Genomic DNA, 18647 nt, shown 5'->3' on the forward strand with positions numbered 1-18647 from the left:
GCGTGCGGGGCGGCGGTGGCACGGTGGTTGCTGTCGCCCCGCCGGTCCATCGCACGAGCCCCGGGCAGGAAGAGCACGCCAATGGTGTTAGAACCCCACGCCGTTCGTTCTGGGCGCCGTCGTGTTTGGTGATCGGGCACGCGCGGCGGCAATTTCTAGTATGGACAGGCAAAGGACCGAAGCGCTCAAGATTGTTTCTTGCCAACCTTAGGAAAGAACGGCCCGAAGTCCCAATCCTGTAACAATAAATCCCCACCCGAAGAGAACCGGGAGCGTCGAAAAAGCGCGGTCATTGGACCGCTCAACGCAAGGATTGGGGATAACATTATGAAAACCAGGACGTTGTCGCTGTTTCCGACGGCGGTGTTCGCGTTTCTCCCGCTCGGCGCGCAAGCGCAGACCGTCGCGGAGTCGGCTCCGCGACCGGATAACGATATCGTGGTCACGGCAACCCGCGCGTCCAAGAATGCGCGCGCAGAGGAGAAGGCGGCGCCCAATCTGATCAACGTTCAGGCCGCCGAAGACATTGTCAAATATCCCGATTTCAATGCCGCCGAAGCGTTGGGCCGCGTTCCCGGCGTCAGTCTCGCGATCGACACCGGCGAAGGACGCTTCGTCAACATCCGTGGCATCGACGGCAATCTGAACGGCACGACGTTTGGCGGCGTGACCCTGCTCAATACCCAACCCGGCGGGACGTATTTCGGCGGCGGCGGCCGTGCCGTCGAACTCGACACCGTGCCGATCGGTGCCGTCGATCGGCTCGTCGTCCGCAAGAGCGGCCTGCCTGATCAGGAAGCGGAAGGCCTCGGCGGCTCGGTCGAACTGACGCCACGCACCGCGGTTGGCCTGCACAAACCGTTCGTCGAAGGGACGATTGGCGGTGGCTATCAAAGCGCGCACAAGAACGGCGACGTGTTCATCGGCGAGGCCGCCGCCGGCACGGCCTTCGGCCCTGACAAGCAGTTTGCCATCGTGCTGACCGGCTCGTTCCACACCGACAAGCGGGGCTTCGACGATGTCGAGCCGGGGTTGCTCGATGCCGTCCAACCGGGCGCGCCGGGCGACAGGGTGCTCGATGCGCTCGACCTGCGGCGCTATTCGTACAATCGCCGCCGCTTCGGTTTCGGGGGCGAGCTGGACTGGAACCCGGACGCGCAGACCCATTATTACATTCGCGCCAACGACGCTGGCTATACCGAGTCGGTGCACCGCTCGATCCTGCAATATCGGGGGTTGGGTGATACGATCGCGACGAGTGGCAACGTCATCACCGCCACCGGTGTCGACGCGCGCGTGACGCTGCGCGACGAGCAGGAAACCCATCTGAACTTCATCGCCGCCGCCGGTGGTCGTAACGATTTCGACAAGCTGATCGTTGATTATCAGTTTTCCTATACCGCCTCGACCTATCACCGGGACTATGATCGCAATTCGACCTTCACCCGCCCCGGACGACCGACCTTCACGGTTGCCTATGACAATATCACGGGATTGTACCCGACGCTGACGCCGACCGGCTTCAACCCCAGTGATCCGACGCAGTTCACGCTCACCGGCGCCAACAATGCCACCGAGCGGGCGCACGATCGCGAATACGCAGCCGTGCTGAACGTCACCGTGCCAACCACGTTGCTCGGCGGAGACGGTCGGTTTCAGGTCGGTGGGAAGCTGCGTTTTCGCGACAAGATCGATCAGCCCAACAACGTGAGCTATGCCGGCGTGCCTACGACGCCATTGAGCGCGGTACTCGGGGGCGGTCCGTACACCGACTATTATAACGGTACCTACAACGTCGGATATGCGCCGAGTATTTCGGGAATGCGCGCGGTATTGGCGCCGCTGGCGCAATTCACCAGTGCCGCGAATGCGCAACGCAACGCGCAAGGTTTCTTCAACGATACCGAGAATGTCTACGCTGGGTATGCGCAATATTCCGGCACGTTCGGGAAGCTCGGCATTCTGGCGGGGGTGCGCGTGGAAAACACCGACGGTACGTATCGCGGAACCACGATCGCGGACGGCAACGTCTTCACGCCCGCGTCGCGGAAGTCCCGCTATACCAACGTGTTCCCTACGGTACAGCTGCGCTACGAGCTGATGCCACAGGTGATCGCGCGCGCGACCTATTCAACCGGCATCGGTCGCCCTGGCTTCCTTCAGCTTCTGTCGGGCGCGGTCATCGATACCGGCAATCTCGCGGTGTCGGTGGGCAACCCCGGTCTGAAACCCACCACCGTCAACGCGTTCGACGCGCAACTCGAATATTACATGGCGGATTCCGGGATCCTGTCGGTCGGTGGGTTCGACAAGGAATTCAACAACTATATCGTCAACAATCTCCAGCAGAATACGACATATGTCGACGCTGGCGGCACCTCCTATGCGGGGTATGACGTAATGAGCTACACCAACGTCAAAACGTCGCACGCGCGTGGTGTCGAGGCGCAGTACAACCAGAAATTCAGCTTTCTGCCCGCGCCGTTTGATGGCTTCGGTGTCCTGGGCAACGTCACCTATGTCTGGTCGCAGTTCGCGATCCGCCCGGGGGAGGGTAGCCGGCTCCCGGGCACTTCTCCGCTGACCTACAACCTTGCTGCTTATTATGAGGCGCACGGGCTTCAGCTGCGCCTGTCGCTCAGCCATGTCGATGCCGCGATCTTCGGTGTCGGCGGCGGCAGCGGGTTCGATACGTTCGAGGATCAGCGGACGCAGCTGGACCTGACGTCTTCCTATCAGGTGACGCGCAACATGGCGGTATATTTCAACGCGAAGAACCTGAACAATTCGCCGCTGCGTTACTATGAGGGGTTGTCAAACCGCACGACCCAGCGCGAATTTTACGATCAGAGCTACGAGGCTGGCTTCCGGTTCAAGTTCTGATCGTCACGCCGCTGCCGTGTTCGAACGCACCGTAGCGCGGTGCGGACGAACCGGCAGCGCCCTCTCGATCCCTACGGGAACGGTGGGGCACCGGTCCGCGCACCTTTCCGCCCGGATCGGTGTCGGCTGAGCATCGCGACTTGGATTTACCGTTGCCTCCGTCCACAAGACCGGCATACGTGGATGTCGGGACAGAAGATTTTGAAAGATCGAGCCATTCGGATGCAGGCGGATGGGGTGACGACCCTGGACGCGCCGATCGTCGCAGCCGTGATAGAAGCGTCGATCGCCCCGGCGCCCGCATTACGGCCCGAAGAGCCCTATGCCCGGGACGAGCTGCTGCACGAACTGTTTGACGCGCAAGGCGTGCATCGCGGAACGGCGCCGGCGCTGGAGCTCATCGGCGCCAGCGAGGAATATGGGCGCAGCACGACGTGGACTTATGACACGCTGGCGCGCCGTAGTCTGGCGTTGGCGCACCGGCTGCGGGCGCTTGGCGTCGGCTGTGGCGATCGCGTGGTGCTATGCCTGCCGCGCGGTCTCGATCAGTATATGGCGATCCTGGGCGTGCTGCGCGCCGGGGCCGCCTATGTCCCGGTCGACTGGGGGTATCCGCAGGACCGCATCGATTTCATCGTCGAGGATAGTGGTGCGAAGCTGACGCTGACCGTCGCGGCGCGCGCAGCGAGCATGGCCGGGGCGACGTTCGCGATCGATGCGGAACTGGGCGACCTCGCCGCCGAACCGGTGGCACCGCTCGCGCGGGCCGAGACCGGCGCGACGCCGGGCGATCTGGCCTACATCATCTACACCTCCGGTACGACCGGGCGGCCCAAGGGGGTGATGATCACCCATGCGAATGCCTGCCATCTCGTCCGATCGGAAAGCGCGATCCTGGCGCTCGATCCAAGTGACGTCGTGTTCGGGGGCTTCAGCCTTGCCTTCGACATGTCGGTCGAGACGATGTGGAGCGCGTTCTTCGTGGGCGCCAAGCTGCTCGTTGCGACAGAGTCGCTGGCAACCAGCGGTCCCGACGTCGCGGTGGCGCTCGCCGATGCGGGGGCGACGATCTGGCACGTCGTGCCGTCGCTCATTGCCTTGGTCGAGCATCCCGTTCCGACGCTCCGGCTGATCAACATGGGCGGCGAGGCGTGCCCGCCCGATCTGCCGCGTCGGCTGGCGCGGCCGGGGCTGCGGTTGCTCAACACCTACGGCCCGACCGAAACCTCCGTCACCGCGACCTGGACCGAGGTCCAGCCCGGCCAGCGCATCACGATCGGCAAGCCATTGCCCGGCTATACCGCGTGGATCGTCGACGAAACGCTCCATCCGGTGCCGGCGGGGCAGGAGGGGGAGCTGATCATTGGTGGACCGGGCGTCGGCTTAGGCTACGTCAATCGGCCCGATCTGACCGCCGAGAAGTTCACCCACACGCCGTTCGATACGGTGTCGGGCGGTCCGGAGCGGGTGTATCGCTCGGGCGATCTGGTGCGCCTCGACGCGGCGGGCGACATCGATTTCGTCGGCCGGATCGACACGCAGGTGAAGATCCGCGGATTCCGCGTCGAACTCGCCGAGATCGAAGCGGTGATCGGCGAAGCACCCGGCGTCGCGCAGGCCGTCGTACAGCTCTTCGCCGATCCCGATGGCGCGGAATTCCTTGCCGCGTTCGTCGTCGCGCGGACGGGGGAGACGGTGGATGTCGCCGATCTCAAGACCCGCGTTGCCGAACGGCTGCCCAATTACATGCGGCCCGCGGCCTATCAGCTGCTAGCCGCCTTGCCGACGTTGCCCGCATCCGGGAAGGTCGATCGCAAGGCGCTGATCAAGCCCGAGCTCATCGTCGATGCCGATCGTGCGATTGCCGCCCCGGCGACACCGCTCGAGGAACAGTTGCACCATGTTTGGGCCGAGGCGTTCGCACCGCAGCCGGTCTCGGTGCTCGATGACCTGTTCGAAGACCTTGGGGGGCATTCGCTCAAGGCCGCACGGCTCGTGTCTGCCGCGCGGAAGGTCCCGGGGTTGCAGGGGCTGTCGCTGGAGGACGTGTACGCTGCTCCCACGATCCGCGCGCTGGCGCTGCGGATCGGTGGCGCAGCACCGGTGACGGTGCAGCATGCCGGGACGTTCGTGCGGATCGCGGCGTGGAAGCGGCACCTTTGCGTCGCCGCGCAGACCATCGCCTTGCTACCGATCTATGCGCTCGCTGGCCTGCAATGGTTCTCGCCCTATATCGCCTATACCCATCTCGCCGGGCGGATGGACCGGATCAGTGCGCTGGTTCTGAGCGCCGCCTTTTTCACGATCGTGCCGATCGCCACGATGCTGCTGTCCGTCGTCGCCAAATGGGTCATCATTGGCCGCTTCAAGGCCGGGGATTATCCGCTGTGGGGCGGCTATTATTTCCGCTGGTGGCTGGTTCGGCGGATCATCGGTGTCACGGCGACGCCCTATCTGGCCGGAACGCCGATGATTCGCGGCTATTACCGCATGCTGGGCGCGAAGGTCGGCAAGCGCGCCTATATCGGCACTGGCATCATCGATACCGCAGACCTGTTTGAAGCAGGGGACGACGCGATCATCAGCGATCAAGCAGTGATCGCCACCAGCTCGGTCGAGCGGGGAATGCTGCGCCTCGGCACGGTAACGCTCGGGGCAGGAGCGTTTGTCGGTTCGCAGGCGGTGGTCGGTCGCAACGCCGTCCTCGGCGAGGATGCCGTGCTCGACGATATGTCGGCCTTGCCGGCCGAAATGACCGTACCGCCACGCCAGCGCTGGACGGGGTCGCCAGCGGCCGTTGCGGGGGCCGTGCCTGCGCGTCCGACGCGAGGTCGCCGCGAGGCGCCCGCGGCGACGCTCGGCCTGCTGATCGGCGCGCTGCTCCTGCCGATCATCGCGATCCTGCCGATCGCACCTGGGCTGATCGCGCTCATGGAGCTCGACTGGGCAACCACCGGCTATGCCTATGTCCTCGTCTCGCCGCTGCTCGCGATCACCTATGTCGTGATGATGTGCGTCCTGACGGTGGCGGCGAAGCGGTTGATCCTCGGCAAGGTATCGGCTGGGACGTATGCACTCGATAGCGGCTTCTACGTTCGCTACTGGCTCGTCAAACAGATCAACGACCTGGCGCTGCGGCTGCTCCACCCCATCTTCGCGACCCTCTATGTCATCCCATGGTATCGTGCGCTCGGCGTCACCGTCGGACGGCGCGCGGAAATCTCGACGGCGAGTGCGATCGTTCCCGATCTAGTCGAGATCGGGCCGGAAAGTTTCATCGCCGACTCCGTCATCTTCGGGGCAGCAAGGATCGGTCATGGCACGATCGAACTGGCGCAGACGCGGATCGGCCGGCGCAGCTTCATCGGCAATTCGGCCCTGTTGCCGAGCGGTGCGCAGATTGGTGACGAGGTGCTGATCGGCGTGCTGTCCAAGCCGCCCGAGGACCCGGCCGATGCGCTGGAGACCGGCAGCACTTGGTTCGGATCGCCGGCCATCAAGCTTCCAGTGCGGCAGGTCGCGACGATGTTCGATGAGGGCGCCCGCTTCAATCCGTCGCGCGGGCTGATTGCGACGCGGCTATCGATCGAGGCGGTCCGGACGACCCTGTCGCTGACCGCGTTCCTCGTCTTCTTCAGCCTGTTGTTGTCCGTCGTCGGCGATCTCGACGATCTCGAACGCGGCGGGTTGGTCATCGGACTGGCGTTCCCCTTCCTGTATGTCGGTTTCTGCCTGGCCTGCGGCGCGTTCGTGCTCGCGCTGAAATGGACGGTGGTGGGGCGCTACAAGGTGACCACCGCGCCGCTGTGGAGCCCGTTCGTCTGGCGCACCGAACTCGTCACCGCCACCTACGAGAATCTTGCGGTCGCCAACCTGCTCGAGCCGTTGCGCGGCACACCGTGGATCGGCGTCTACCTGCGGCTGATGGGCGCAAAGGTCGGCAAGCGCTGTTACATCGACACGACCGATTTGACCGAACACGATCTCGTGACGATCGGAGACGATGTTGCGCTCAACGACTTTGCAGGGCTGCAGACCCATCTGTTCGAGGACCGGGTGATGAAGGTCGGGGCGATCCGCATCGGTGATCGCGCAACGATCGGATCGCTGGCGATCGTTCTATACGACGCCGAGATCGGAGCGGACGCGCAGCTTGGCGATTTGTCGGTGGTGATGAAGGGCGAGACCTTGCCCGACGGTACCAATTGGGAGGGCAGTCCGGCCCGGATCGCGAACGAGGCATGACCCCGCTGTGGCATGACGGTCCGCTTGCGGCGCTACCCGAGGGCGCCGCACCGGTGGTGTGGCGGGTGCCCGATGCGGGGCCGACCGCGCGCCATACGCTCGCCTGTGCGCTCGTTGCGCGACGGGCCGAATTGAGCGCCGGCGTCGTCCAGCTTGCCCGCAGTCGCGCGGGGGCGCCGCGCGTGGCCAATCCACCCGGCTGGTATATCGGGCTGTCGCAACGCGGCGGCCGGTCGCTGATCGCGGTCGCCATGCGACCGATTGCGGTCGACCGGGAGGTGGTCGACGGCATGGCCCCGCTATGGGACATGCTCAGCGCGGGCGAAGCGACCGCGCTGCGGAAGCTTGACCGCAGCGACCAGCCCCGCGCGTGGTTGCGTCGGTGGACGATCAAGGAGGCGCATGCCAAGCTGATCGGCGAGCCGCGCCGTATCGCTCCGGAACTGATCGAGACCAGCATCCTCGATCGCGTTAACGCAAGCGCCGTGTGTGAAGGACGGTCGCGCTGTTGGACCCGCGATACCGGGGATGCCATCGAAACGGTCGCGATGTGGGATGAAGCAATATGAGCAGGATCGAGGTCCGGGACTATGCGGAAACGGACCGTTCCGCGGTGCTGGCCATTTTCGACACAAACCTGCCCGAGTATTTTGGGGCAGGCGACCGCGACTGGTTGCAGGAGACGCTCGACGAGCCCGACGGTCCCGCGCTGATCGTCACGGTGGATGGCGAGGCGGCGGCGTTTGGCGGCTATGAGGTCTGGGACCATTACAACAAGGCGCTGCTCTATTGGGGGATGGCCGCGCGGCGGTATCACCGCAGCGGCCTCGGTCGCTTGCTGGTGTTCGAGCGGTTGATCCATGTCACCCGTCACGCCGATCCAGCCACGCGGTACGTGACCGTCGATACATCACCCCTGGTCGCGCCGTTTTTCGAACGTTGTGGCTTCGAGCCGACGGCTGTTTGGCCGGAAGGGTATCGCTCCGGGATGACGATGCACGAACTGCGCTTCGACCTCGCGCAAGCCACGCTGCAGAACCTGACGGCCCGGCGGGACGACGCTTTGCAGCGGGCAATCGCAAAGCTCGGGACCGCTTGAACGGTAGCCCATGCGTACCTGCCGTTTCGTTCTTTCGTCGTCGTCGACCGCGGCTCGGGCGGCCGCGCGAAAGACCCGGCAAAGATGGTCTCCGCAGGGCGGCGCGTGCCTGCGAGCCGCAGATGGTCCTGGGCCTGGCTTCGCTGGGGGTCGTCCTTGAGTGTCGGGCCAGGCGCTGATGGCAACCGGTCTGCAGCCCCCGCGGCTGAAACCGCAATCAGCCTTTGTACTGCATGTGGCGCGCGTCCGGGACGACGCGCGGACGGCAGACGCGTCCTCGATGCGATAGCGGATGTCGCCAGCGCCCAAGACGTCGGCTTGCGCCAACCGCACGCACCCCGTGCGCGTGCGGTTGGCGCGATGCGGTGCCGCTCGCCAACAGGCGGTCGTTGCCTGTGTCGCGACCGCCTGTCCGCCGGTCAGTTGATCGGTACCCCGCCGGTCACGGCGATTACCGCGCCGGTCATGTAGCTTCCTTCCGCCGACGCGAGCAAAACATAGGCGGGGGCGAGTTCGGCGGGCTGGCCTGCGCGGCCCAAAGGCGTGTCCTGGCCCAGCGTTTCCAGTTCCTCCGGCGACTTGGCGATCGGCTGGATCGGCGTCCAGATCGGTCCGGGCGCGACGGCGTTGACGCGGATGCCCTTCGCGACCAGCAGATTGGACAGCCCGACCGTGAGGCTGGAGATCGCCCCTTTGGTCGCCGCATAGACGATCATGCTCTTGGTCGCGACCTTGGCCTGCTCGCTGGTCGTATTCACGATTGCAGACCCCGGCTGCATGTGCGGCGCCGCGGCCTTGGCCAGACGGATCATGGCAAACACATTGGCGGAGAATGCAGCCTGCATCTCATCATCGTCGATGCTGGCAAGATCGTCATTCATCGTCTGCGCCGCGGCATTGTTGACCAATATGTCGAGGCCACCGAGTTCCGCAACCGTCCGCTCCACCAGCGCGACGCAGTGATCCCGGTCGCGAATGTCACCCGGCAACAGCACACAGCGCTGACCAGCCTGCTCGACCCAGGCACGCGTGTCCTCGGCATCCGCCTGCTCGACGGGGAGGTAGGAGATCGCGACGTCGGCGCCCTCTCGCGCATAGGCGATCGCGACTGCCTTGCCGATGCCCGAATCGCCGCCGGTGATGAGCGCGACCTTGCCTGCCAGCAGCCCCTTGCCGACGTAGCTTTGCTCGCCGTGGTCGGGCTTGGTCTTCATATCGACGACAAGCCCGGGGGCGGGCTGCTGCGGTTCGCCGGGAAAGCTCGTTGGCTGGTTGGTGCGGGGATCGTTGGTCATGGAGCGTATCCTGCTGTTCTGGTCGCAGCGGAACGGTCGAAAGGTCGTTAAGTGCCAGGAGCGCCGGGCCACGGAATGCATGCGCGCAAACGGCCCGAATGCCGCTCAGGCAGGTCCTGGTGCGGCGGCCGGACCCTATGCGGCTATTGCGGATCGGCGCGGCGGGTCGGTGCGTGAAAATCCGCAGGCTTGTCCGCGATCCATCGCAGGAATCGGCTGATATCCGGGCGCGCGCGCAAGGCGTCGAGGTCCGCGAAGGTCGTGGCGAGATCCTGGTTGGAGACACTGGCGTGAATGATACGGTGACAGATGGGATGAACCGGCAGGACCTCGGTACCACCGCGGCTTTTGGGGATGCGGTGGTGCCACTCGATCTTTCGACCGAGTGTCCGGTCGCAAAGGCCGCATCGTCCGGTCACGTCGCCGACCGGCATGCGCTCCGCAGCCTGCTTAAGCCCCGCCATTCGCTTCACACGTCCGCCCATTGGCGCAATATGGTGCGAGGAGGCTTACCGCCAAGCCTCGGACGGTATATTCCGGGATCGGTCCACGCCGATCCATCTTGGGAGCAGGAGGTGCAGCGTCTGTTCGGTACTTGTATCGGCGTTCTGGCGGCGATCGCTCCGGTCGCCTCGCCGCGTACGGGGGAGCAGGCGCCTGCCTTCACCGTCCAGCTTTACCACGGCGCCACGGTCGATTCACACAGCCTGGCGGGGCGCGTCGTAATCCTCAATTTCTGGGCGAGCTGGTGCGGGCCGTGCAAGCGGGAGCTTGCCGAGCTGGACGCCGTGCTCGCGCACCATGGCAGCGCGCGTGTGGCGGTGTTCGCCATCGATGCGGGAACGCGGACCGAGCCGCGCTTGCTCGACCGGCAGGCGGCGGCGATGCGCGTGCCGATCGCGACCGCGATCAGCGCGCCCTATCGTCCGCGTGGCGGTGCCGTGCCGACGACCTGGCTTATCGACCCCCGCGGGCGCGTCGTGGCGGTTCAGGCGGGCGCGTTTCGCCCGGGCGAGATCGCGCGGCTGGTCGACGCGCTGCTCGGCGTCACTTCGGCGGGCGATACACCACGTTGATCGACTGGCCGACGCAGCCGAGCACCTCGCTGCCCAGCGTCGGTGGGAGATAGCGGAACCGCGCGACTGCCTTTTCGGTCGAGGGGCCGAACACGAACGGCGGATAGGCAATCACGGTGCGGACGTCGGTGACGCTCCCGTTGGGTGCGATGTCGAAGGCCGTGCGCGCATTCCCTTCGAACCCCCAGCGTAGCGCCTCGCTCGGGAAGGCGTCGCTGGAAATGCTGGTATTCTGCGGCACGGGGCGGACATCGAGCAGCGAGCATTGTTCGGGGGTAATTCCCGCGTCGGTCAACCGCGCGTCGGCGCGCGCCGGGGCGCCCTTGCGCCTGTCGAGCAACGCGAGGTGAAGTTGCGCGAGGCTGCGGATCGGGTCGTCCTGCGGGAGCAGCGCTGGCGGCGTCGCGATCGCCGCCTGCAACAGCGCCTGCACCGGCGCGAACGTGCCCCCCGCCTCGAACGCCAGCGCCTGCTCGGTGCGCAGCCAAGCGCGCGCACGTTCCGCGCCGGGCTGGTCGTCGAGCCGGGCGAGCGCGGTGCCAAGCAGCCGTGCCTTGTCGTTCTGCCAGCCCCGTCGCGACGCCGCGTTTACCGACTGAGACCCGACGTAGAGCGCGAACGCGCGGACGTCGGCGGGGGCGTTCCGGGTGACCAGCAACGTATCGAGCGCGGCGAGCGCTTCGGCCCGGCTGTGGTTGTCCCTGGCGCTGCGCACCGCGAACAGTCCTTTCGGGATCGCACCGCCGCCGTGCCGATCGGGGTCGAACGTGGAATCGACTGCATCGGGATCGACTCCGTTCTGGGTCAGCCAGTCCCGCGTGCGATCGCGGAACGCGTCTTCGAGCGACAGCAATGGCGGCCGCTTGACGCAGCGTAGCTCGAGCCGCACCGACTGCCGCCAGAATGCGTCGAGCTTCGCCAGCGCGGCGGGTTGCCAGCGCCAGGCATTCACGCTGGCTGCGAAGACGTTGCCGAGCGGGCCGGGCCTGCTCGCGAACACGGGGGTCGTGCCGGTCACGCGCCCGTCGTCAGCGATGGCGAATTCGACCACCGCGACATCCTGCGGCGTCACATCGTCGCCGCACACCGGAAGGTCCTTGTCCGAGACCGTCAGCCAGCTCTGGTCCGGCAAATGCCCGGCGCCCGAATAAGCGAGATACTGCCGGACCTTCTCCTCGTTGCCGAGGCGCGCATAAATCAGCGCGGCATTGCCGCGGATACGGACTTCACTGATCGAGACCCGCGTCGAGGTCCGCCCGGTCAGGTCGAGCGCTTGTTCGATGAACGGGACGGCCAGCTTGGGTTGCCCGCGGTTGAGCTCCGCAAGCGCCCGCGTGCTCAGGACGTTGGCCTGGTCGGTCTTTGGTAATTTGGCAAAGCGGGGCACGTCGGCGCGAATCGCATCGAGCGTCCTGGCGGCGAGATCGGGCTGCTCGGTGAGGGCCGCGAGCGCGAGCGTGTAGCGCGCGGACAGCGCGTTTGCGGACGACGGGTCTGTTTCCGCGGCGATCGCGCTTTGCAGCTCGGGGATCGCCTGCGCATTGGTCTCGCCGCCGCGGTGCAAGCTGCCAAGCAGCAAGAACGCGTAGGCGAGGTCGTCGTCGCGCGTGACCTTTTGCGTCCCGAACGCGCGGACCGCGAGGGTCGCTTCGGCGATTGCAGCATCGAACGCGCGAGTCTCGCGCAGTGCATAGGCAAGCCGCGCATGGATCACCGCTGCCGAATGGGCGGTCGACGGCAAGACAGCCAGAGCGGCCCGATAGTTTACGATCGCCGCGGCAAAGTCGCCCGTATCGAACGCGGCTTGTGCGGTGTTGAACAGCATTTGCGGGGTTTGCGTGGCAGCACTGCTGCTCGCCAGGGTCATCGTGCTCGCAGCAAGAGCGAGCCAGTATTTCATGTTCCGTCGCATCGAAAACGCCCCCGCCATCAACCGTCTTGCGGAGGCTACCAGCTTGAACCGCCGTGCGAAAGCGGCGCGCAGTTGTGGACGGCAGAACTGCGCATCCCGCATCGTGGACGGAAGGACTGCGGTGCAGCAGATTGCCGCAGCCGTGTTGCCCGGTCTGTGCTGGTCGGCAGCGCAAAGAACCGTTGCCTTTAAGTCACACAGGTCGAACGGAATGCCGCCGCCCTGCTAACCGCTCGCGATGACGGCGCCGGTCCAAAAGCCAGCGATTCTGCGATTTCTGATAGCGCTAACGAAATATAACAATCTGTTCACATATGAAAACCATAATCACCTATACAAATTAAGGTTGACCGCGCGATATGGCGCGCCTAGCCGACCGCCATCGAAAGACCTCCTCGAAACCTCGGTTGATGCGAGGGAGGCTTGCAGGGAGAGGCGAGGCAACGCCGATGGCCACTCCCTTCCCAGGATGACTTACGAGCCCCGCGCCAGCGGAGTGCCGCGCTTTGGAAGGAATATGCATGTTTGCTGCTGATGCGGTCCGCCGCTTGGGGCTTGATAAGGCGCTGTTGCTGAGCGCGTCGATCCTGCCGTTCGTCGCCATCGCCACCCCCGCCGTCGCGCAGACTACGGCTCCGTCAGGCACCCAGGCCCCCGCCGCCGACCAATCCACCCCGTCGACCGCACCCGCGACCGCGCCACAACCAACTGGGGCTGAACCCGTACCGGTGGCCCAGGATATCGTTGTCACCGGCGTGCGCGCGAGCCTGCAGTCGGCGCAGAACATCAAGCGCAATGCGGATCAGGTCGTTGATTCGATCGTCGCCGAGGACATCGGCAAGCTGCCCGACCGCAACGTCGCCGAAGCGCTGCAGCGCGTCTCGGGCGTCCAGATCCAACGCAACTTCGGGGAGGGCAGTTCGGTCGCGATCCGCGGGCTGACCCAGGTTCGCACCGAGCTCAACGGCCGCGACATCTTCACGGCGAACGGCCAGACCAATGCCCTCAGCCTCGAGGACGTGCCCTCCGAGTTGCTCGCCGGGGTCGACGTCTACAAGAATCCGTCGTCGGATCTGATCGAGGATCAACTCAGCGGCACGATCAATTTCCGCACCCGCAAGCCGTTCGATTTCAAGGGCTTCAAGATTTCGGGCTCGGCGGCGAACACCTATTTCGACCTCGTCCGCAAGAGCGAGCCGGCCGCGTCGCTGCTGATCAGCGACCGCTGGAATACCGGCATTGGCGAAATCGGCGTGCTGGCCAGCGCGTCGTACCAGAAGACCGCCTTCCGCCAGGACACGATCTCGACCGAGCCGTTCTACACGCTGGATCAGAGCCTCAAGGCCGACGGTACGCCCAATAGCGCGAGCGACGTCGCGACCGCCGCGCAGCTCGGCCGCACCGGCAAGACCACGACGCTACCGCACGGCACCGGCATCGGCGAAGTCATCGGAGACCGCCGCCGCTTCGGCCTCGACGTGTCGGTGCAATGGCGCCCGAGCAGCACGCTCGACTTTACCGGGGAATATTTCCGGAACGATTACAAGGTGCGCGACTATGGCTATAGCTATTTCGCCTACACCAGCGGAGCGGCGATCACGCCGCAGGCCGGAGCGCCCTTCACGTACGCCTCGAACGGCGATTTCCAGAGTGGCACCTTCACGAACGTCCCGATTGGCGACAACACGTCGATCGGCTCGCGCCATTCCGTGACCAGCGACTATTCGCTCAACGGCAAGTGGAAACCGTCGGCCAATCTGACGATCACCGGCGATTTCCAATATGTCGATTCAAAGACGGACAATCTCAACTCGATCGTCGGTCTGAGCGGCACCGCGACGACGCTGACGCAGAATATCTCGGGCACCACCCCGTCGTTCCAGATCGCCTCGGCGGCCGGCTTGTCGAACCCGGGGACCTACAGCAACGCCTATTATCTCGACGACCTTAACAATTCCAAAGGCACGGACACGGTCGGCCGGCTCGATGGCGAATATCGCTTCGACGGCGGTATCCTCAGCTCGATCAAGGCGGGTATCCGCTATGCCGATCGCAAGAATACGACCAACGACACCGGCTATCGCTATACCAGCCAGTCCGGACCGGCGAGCGACCTGACCTATGTCGATCTGAGCGACTTTTACCGTGGGCAGGCCAATCTGTTCGGCAACATCCAGGCCTTCTCACTCCCGACCGTGCTGAACTATGACGCAACGCGCGCCGCACTTGGTGTCACCACGACGCCGGCGTATCTGCCGAGCGGCATCAACACCGAATCGCAGAAGAGCTATGCCGGCTACGCCGCGGCGTTCTTCAAGGCGAGCACTCTGCCGGTGCCGGTCGACGGCAATATTGGTGTGCGCGTTGTCCGGACGCAGTCCGCCGTCTCCGGCTATTATCAGCGCGTCGATCTCATCCCGGGGACGAATGGCCCGGTGTCGGGTCCGCCGACCTTTACCCAGCTTGGTGAAACGAACAGCTATACGTCCGTCCTCCCGAGCTTGAATCTGCGGGCTCACCTGACCGAAAAGCTGCAACTGCGCTTCGCTGCGTCAAAGAACATCTCGCGTCCGCAGTTCGATCAGGTCAACCCGACCGTTACGTTCACCGAGCCGGGCGATGCGCAGGCCAACCAGCAACACACCACCTCGACCGGCAATCCCTATCTCAAGCCGATGAAGTCGACCAATTTCGACGTTTCGGCCGAATGGTATTTCACGCGAACGGGCTCGTTGACGGTGGCGGGCTTCTACAAGGATATCTCGAACTACATCCAGACGGTCATCAATCAATCGTCCGTGACCTTCGCGGACGGCAAATCTGCCACGTTCGACGTGACGACCTACGACAATGCCGCCAAGGCCAAGGTCAAGGGCGTGGAAGTCGCCTATCAGCAATTCTTCGACTTCCTGCCCGGCCCGCTTAGCGGCCTCGGCGCGCAGGCGAACTTTACCTATGTCGACTCCCAGGCGCCGAGCCCGGCGAGCCAGGGCCCGGTGACGCAATTGCCGCTCGAAGGGCTATCGAAGTACAACTTCAATTTGGTGGGTATCTACGAGCGCGGGATTATTTCGGCCCGAGCCGCGTACAACTGGCGCAACAAGTTCCTCGTGACGACCTCCGCCAACGGGACCGGCAATCTGCCGATCTTCCAGAAGGCGTCGGGCCAGCTCGATGCGTCGATCACCGCGAACATCACGCCGCACTTCTCGCTGACGCTCAATGGGACGAACCTCACCAACACGGTGCGCTCGACCTATTACGGCATCCTCACCCGCCCGCGCGATTCGATCATGAGCGATCGCCAGATCACGGGCGTTGCGCGCATCACCTTCTAAGGTTGACCGACGGTCGGTCTGATCCGCGCGGCAACGGGCGGATCCCCGCTTCCTCCCCTGCTCGTCCGGATGGCATCGCTTCGGCGATGTCGCCCGGACGAGTTTTTTTTCATGCGAGAGCCAAGGCCCGACGACGACGGCAACGGCGTCGGTCGGGAGTGATCGATGCAGCGGTTGCCTGAGCCGGAACGGGGGCAGGGCAGCGCCCGCACCCGGATGAGTCAGATCATTCTCGCGGTCGGTCCGGCGTCGTCCGGTGTTGTCGCTTCGAGGTAAAATCCAGGCAGCCAAGGCTATACCAACCCGCGCCCGTCGAGCCGGATCACCGGTACGAACCCGCCAACGGGCTGGTGTGGCATGGCGAAATGCAGTCCGGTCGTGTCCTGGCGGTGCGCTACCGGCCCGCCGCCGAGCAAGGTCGCCCGCTCGATCACACCCGACATTCGTCCATGGGCGAGCGACGCGACGGACGCGGTCCCCACCGGCCATCCCAGGAACAGCACGTAAAGCGCGCCCTTGTTCGTGGTGAAGCGGACGTCGCGCGGCGTGAAGCTGCTCGCGCCGGCCTCATTCTGCATGCCCGCGGCCAGCTGGGTCGGGCCTTCGCCATAGACGCGCCATGGCCGCGAACCGAAGATCGCCTCGTCGTTGATCGCGGTCCAGCCGCCGAGCTGGTCCAGGATCCTTTCTTCCTCGCTGTCGATCGCGCCATGGCCTGGCTGCGGGACCGAAAGCAGCAGATTGCCGTTCTTCGACACGACATCGGCAAGCCGCTGTACCACTTGCTCGGCGGTCTTGTAGCTCTTGTCGTTCAAGCGGGCGACGTTGTAGAACCAGTCGCCGAGGCAGGTATCGGTCTGCCACGGTTCGTCCCACAAATGGTCGGAAAAGCCACGCTCGACATCCTGCACCACCCCGAAGCGTTCGTGCGGCTTCAGCTGCTTGGCGAACAAGGCGACATCGATCTTGCCTGACCAAGCGATCGAACGGTTGTAGTAATCCGCCGCCGCCTCGAGCCCAATCGACCCGAAGGGCAGGCCGTAATCATCGAAATAGACGAGGTCGGGCTTGTACTTCTCGACCAAGTCGATTTGCCGCAACAGCCATTTGGTGACGTAAGCGGGGTCGTCCGTGGGGCCGGTCTCGATCCACTGGCCGTCATGGGTGTCGTGCCACGCTTCCATGCCGGGGATCGTATCGATCCCGTTCGGCATCACCGCATGACCACCGGTATAGAGTTCCTGCGGATCGAGCCCGTCCCACCACTGGCCCGCGCCATCGGCCTTGCGCAGCCGAAACGCGTCGTAGCGCTCGCCGCGCTTGGGGCCGGTCGGGTCATAGCCATAGGCGGTCTGGTACCAATGCCAGCTATGCGCCGAATGGTTGGATACGCCAAATTTGAGGCCGGCCTGGCGCGCGGCTTTCGCCCACGTCCCGACCACGTCGCGCCTCGGGCCGACACGCAGCGAATTCCACGCGTGATAACGGCTGTCGTAGCAATCGAGATTGTCGTGATGGTTCGCCAGCGCCATGAAATAGCGCGCGCCGACCTTCTTGTAGCGCGCGATCAGCGCGTCGGGGTCCCAGCGGTCAGCGGTCCAGCGGTTCTGGATATCCTTCATCCCGGTGACCGAAGGGTGGCCATAGGTCTCGAGATGATGCGCGTACATTGGATGGCCCTGCATATACAGGAACCGACCGTACCAGTCGCCTTGCTCGGGCACCGATTGCGGGCCCCAATGCGACCAGATGCCGAGCTTGGCGTCGCGAAACCAGTCGGGATAGCGATAGTTGGATACGAGGGACGGCCAGTTGGGTTCGACCGGACCGCGCGCAAGCCCCATCGGGCTCTGCGCCAGCGCGCCGCGTGCCATTGGCAGCGCGGCCATGCCGGCGAGGATCGAGCGTCGGTTGAGCCTCACTCGCCGAGCGTTCGCGCGATGGCGGCGAGCGCGAGCGGGCGCATCACGGCATATCCTTGCGCGGTCGGGTGGACGCCGTCGCTGGCAAGCCCCGGCTTCATCGCGCCTTCGGGCGTCGCCAGGGCGGCGAAGTAATCAACATAGCCGAACCCCTCGGCCTTGGCATATGCGCGCAGCCAGGCGTTCAGCGCGGCAATCTGTGGCACCGGCTGTTTCGAGGGGCTCCACGGGAAAGCGGCGGCGGGCGGAACCGAGGCAAGGATCACCTTGATGCCATGGGCGCGGGCAAGCTCCGCCATGCTCGCGATATTGCCTTCGACCGTCTCGATCGTCGCGGCTCCCGTATTGCCCGCGACGTCGTTGGTGCCCGCCATGATATGTACTGCCTTAGGCTTCAGCGCGATCACGTCGGCGCGGAAGCGCGCGAGCATTTGCGGCGTGGTCTGTCCGCTGATGCCGCGGTCGACCACGCCCTTGCTGAAGAGCGCCGCGTCCGAATGGATCCAGTTGTCGGTAATCGAGTCGCCCATGAAGACGACCCGGACCGGTGCCCCGCTCCTGGCAAGCGTCCGGTTGGCAGCGGCGTAGCGGCAGAGCTGCGCGAAATCGCGAGTCATCATGTGAAGCTTCCAGGCCTCCCAGCCGGCACCGGAGGTGGGATCGGGATGCTGGGGGCAAGGATCAGCGACAATCCCCACCGGATCGGATGCATGAACGTCGCCCGGTACGCTGGTTTGCGCAGAGGCCGTGCTTGCCAGAGCAATGAACAGTGGCAGCATCCACACGGAACGGGTCATTGCAAATCCTCTCAACGCCTTGCCACCCTGTCAATCGCGAGCGCGCCTGCGCAGGGCGACTCCGGGCCGTAAGGTGCACG

The 18647-nt window shown here is 64.9% G+C and carries 11 protein-coding genes; 6 read left to right on the plus strand and 5 right to left on the minus strand.

Features of this window, described 5'->3' with window-relative positions:
* The first annotated feature begins 327 nt into the window (after window positions 1-327).
* The 4 genes from L8K25_RS10490 (at window position 328) to L8K25_RS10505 (ending at window position 8227) form a co-directional block, all read left to right on the plus strand.
* Window positions 328-2883, plus strand: coding sequence for a TonB-dependent receptor (locus L8K25_RS10490; RefSeq protein ID WP_242138863.1), 2556 nt, complete (start codon window positions 328-330; stop codon window positions 2881-2883).
* Window positions 2884-3120: 237 nt separating this feature from the next.
* A complete protein-coding gene (locus L8K25_RS10495; protein ID WP_242138864.1) occupies window positions 3121-7128 on the plus strand; it encodes a Pls/PosA family non-ribosomal peptide synthetase in 4008 nt (1335 codons plus the stop codon).
* Complete coding sequence (locus L8K25_RS10500; protein WP_242138865.1) at window positions 7125-7697, plus strand: 4'-phosphopantetheinyl transferase superfamily protein; 573 nt, start codon at window positions 7125-7127, stop codon at window positions 7695-7697. The genes L8K25_RS10495 and L8K25_RS10500 overlap by 4 nt, the downstream gene beginning before the upstream one ends.
* Window positions 7694-8227 carry a GNAT family N-acetyltransferase gene (locus L8K25_RS10505; RefSeq protein WP_242138866.1) on the plus strand — a complete coding sequence of 178 codons (534 nt, stop codon included), beginning with the start codon at window positions 7694-7696 and terminating at the stop codon, window positions 8225-8227. Before L8K25_RS10500 ends, L8K25_RS10505 begins: the two co-directional genes overlap by 4 nt.
* A 419-nt stretch (window positions 8228-8646) precedes the next feature.
* Here the strand turns inward: L8K25_RS10505 and L8K25_RS10510 are convergent, their stop codons facing one another.
* Together L8K25_RS10510 and L8K25_RS10515 are read right to left on the minus strand one after the other, a co-directional pair.
* Entirely contained in the window at window positions 8647-9522 is an 876-nt protein-coding gene (locus L8K25_RS10510; protein ID WP_242138867.1) for an SDR family oxidoreductase, read from the minus strand.
* Window positions 9523-9665: 143 nt separating this feature from the next.
* The gene (locus tag L8K25_RS10515) at window positions 9666-9986 is read right to left on the minus strand and encodes an HNH endonuclease (RefSeq protein WP_242139259.1); all 321 of its coding nucleotides are present in this window, start codon (window positions 9984-9986) and stop codon (window positions 9666-9668) included.
* 111 nt (window positions 9987-10097) lie between these two features.
* On the opposite strand from L8K25_RS10515, the gene L8K25_RS10520 reads away from it, so the two are divergent.
* Window positions 10098-10598, plus strand: a complete 501-nt coding sequence (locus L8K25_RS10520; RefSeq protein WP_242138868.1) for a TlpA disulfide reductase family protein — start codon at window positions 10098-10100, stop codon at window positions 10596-10598.
* Here the strand turns inward: L8K25_RS10520 and L8K25_RS10525 are convergent.
* A complete protein-coding gene (locus tag L8K25_RS10525; RefSeq protein WP_242138869.1) occupies window positions 10570-12510 on the minus strand; it encodes an energy transducer TonB in 1941 nt (646 codons plus the stop codon). The two genes, L8K25_RS10520 and L8K25_RS10525, sit on opposite strands and share 29 nt — an antisense overlap.
* 521 nt (window positions 12511-13031) lie before the next feature.
* Between L8K25_RS10525 and L8K25_RS10530 the strand changes: the two genes are divergently transcribed.
* Window positions 13032-15848, plus strand: coding sequence for a TonB-dependent receptor (locus L8K25_RS10530; protein WP_242138870.1), 2817 nt, complete (start codon window positions 13032-13034; stop codon window positions 15846-15848).
* Window positions 15849-16141: 293 nt separating this feature from the next.
* Here L8K25_RS10530 and L8K25_RS10535 read toward each other — a convergent pair whose 3' ends face one another.
* Window positions 16142-17770, minus strand: coding sequence for an alpha-L-fucosidase (locus L8K25_RS10535; protein ID WP_242138871.1), 1629 nt, complete (start codon window positions 17768-17770; stop codon window positions 16142-16144).
* The gene (locus tag L8K25_RS10540) at window positions 17767-18567 is read right to left on the minus strand and encodes an SGNH/GDSL hydrolase family protein (protein ID WP_242138872.1); all 801 of its coding nucleotides are present in this window, start codon (window positions 18565-18567) and stop codon (window positions 17767-17769) included. Before L8K25_RS10540 ends, L8K25_RS10535 begins: the two co-directional genes overlap by 4 nt.
* Window positions 18568-18647: the final 80 nt, after the last annotated feature.

Source organism: Sphingomonas sp. TREG-RG-20F-R18-01 (assembly GCF_022662475.1).
Taxonomy (GTDB): domain Bacteria; phylum Pseudomonadota; class Alphaproteobacteria; order Sphingomonadales; family Sphingomonadaceae; genus Sphingomonas.

What these genes read in the sequence shown, in the direction of transcription:
- L8K25_RS10490 (WP_242138863.1), top strand. Translation starts at nt 328, where the DNA reads ATGAAAACCAGGACGTTGTCGCTGTTTCCGACGGCGGTGTTCGCGTTT.
- L8K25_RS10515 (WP_242139259.1), bottom strand. Translation starts at nt 9,986, where the DNA reads ATGGCGGGGCTTAAGCAGGCTGCGGAGCGCATGCCGGTCGGCGACGTG.
- L8K25_RS10525 (WP_242138869.1), bottom strand. Translation starts at nt 12,510, where the DNA reads ATGCGACGGAACATGAAATACTGGCTCGCTCTTGCTGCGAGCACGATG.
- L8K25_RS10500 (WP_242138865.1), top strand. Translation starts at nt 7,125, where the DNA reads ATGACCCCGCTGTGGCATGACGGTCCGCTTGCGGCGCTACCCGAGGGC.
- L8K25_RS10530 (WP_242138870.1), top strand. Translation starts at nt 13,032, where the DNA reads ATGTTTGCTGCTGATGCGGTCCGCCGCTTGGGGCTTGATAAGGCGCTG.
- L8K25_RS10510 (WP_242138867.1), bottom strand. Translation starts at nt 9,522, where the DNA reads ATGACCAACGATCCCCGCACCAACCAGCCAACGAGCTTTCCCGGCGAA.
- L8K25_RS10505 (WP_242138866.1), top strand. Translation starts at nt 7,694, where the DNA reads ATGAGCAGGATCGAGGTCCGGGACTATGCGGAAACGGACCGTTCCGCG.
- L8K25_RS10540 (WP_242138872.1), bottom strand. Translation starts at nt 18,567, where the DNA reads ATGACCCGTTCCGTGTGGATGCTGCCACTGTTCATTGCTCTGGCAAGC.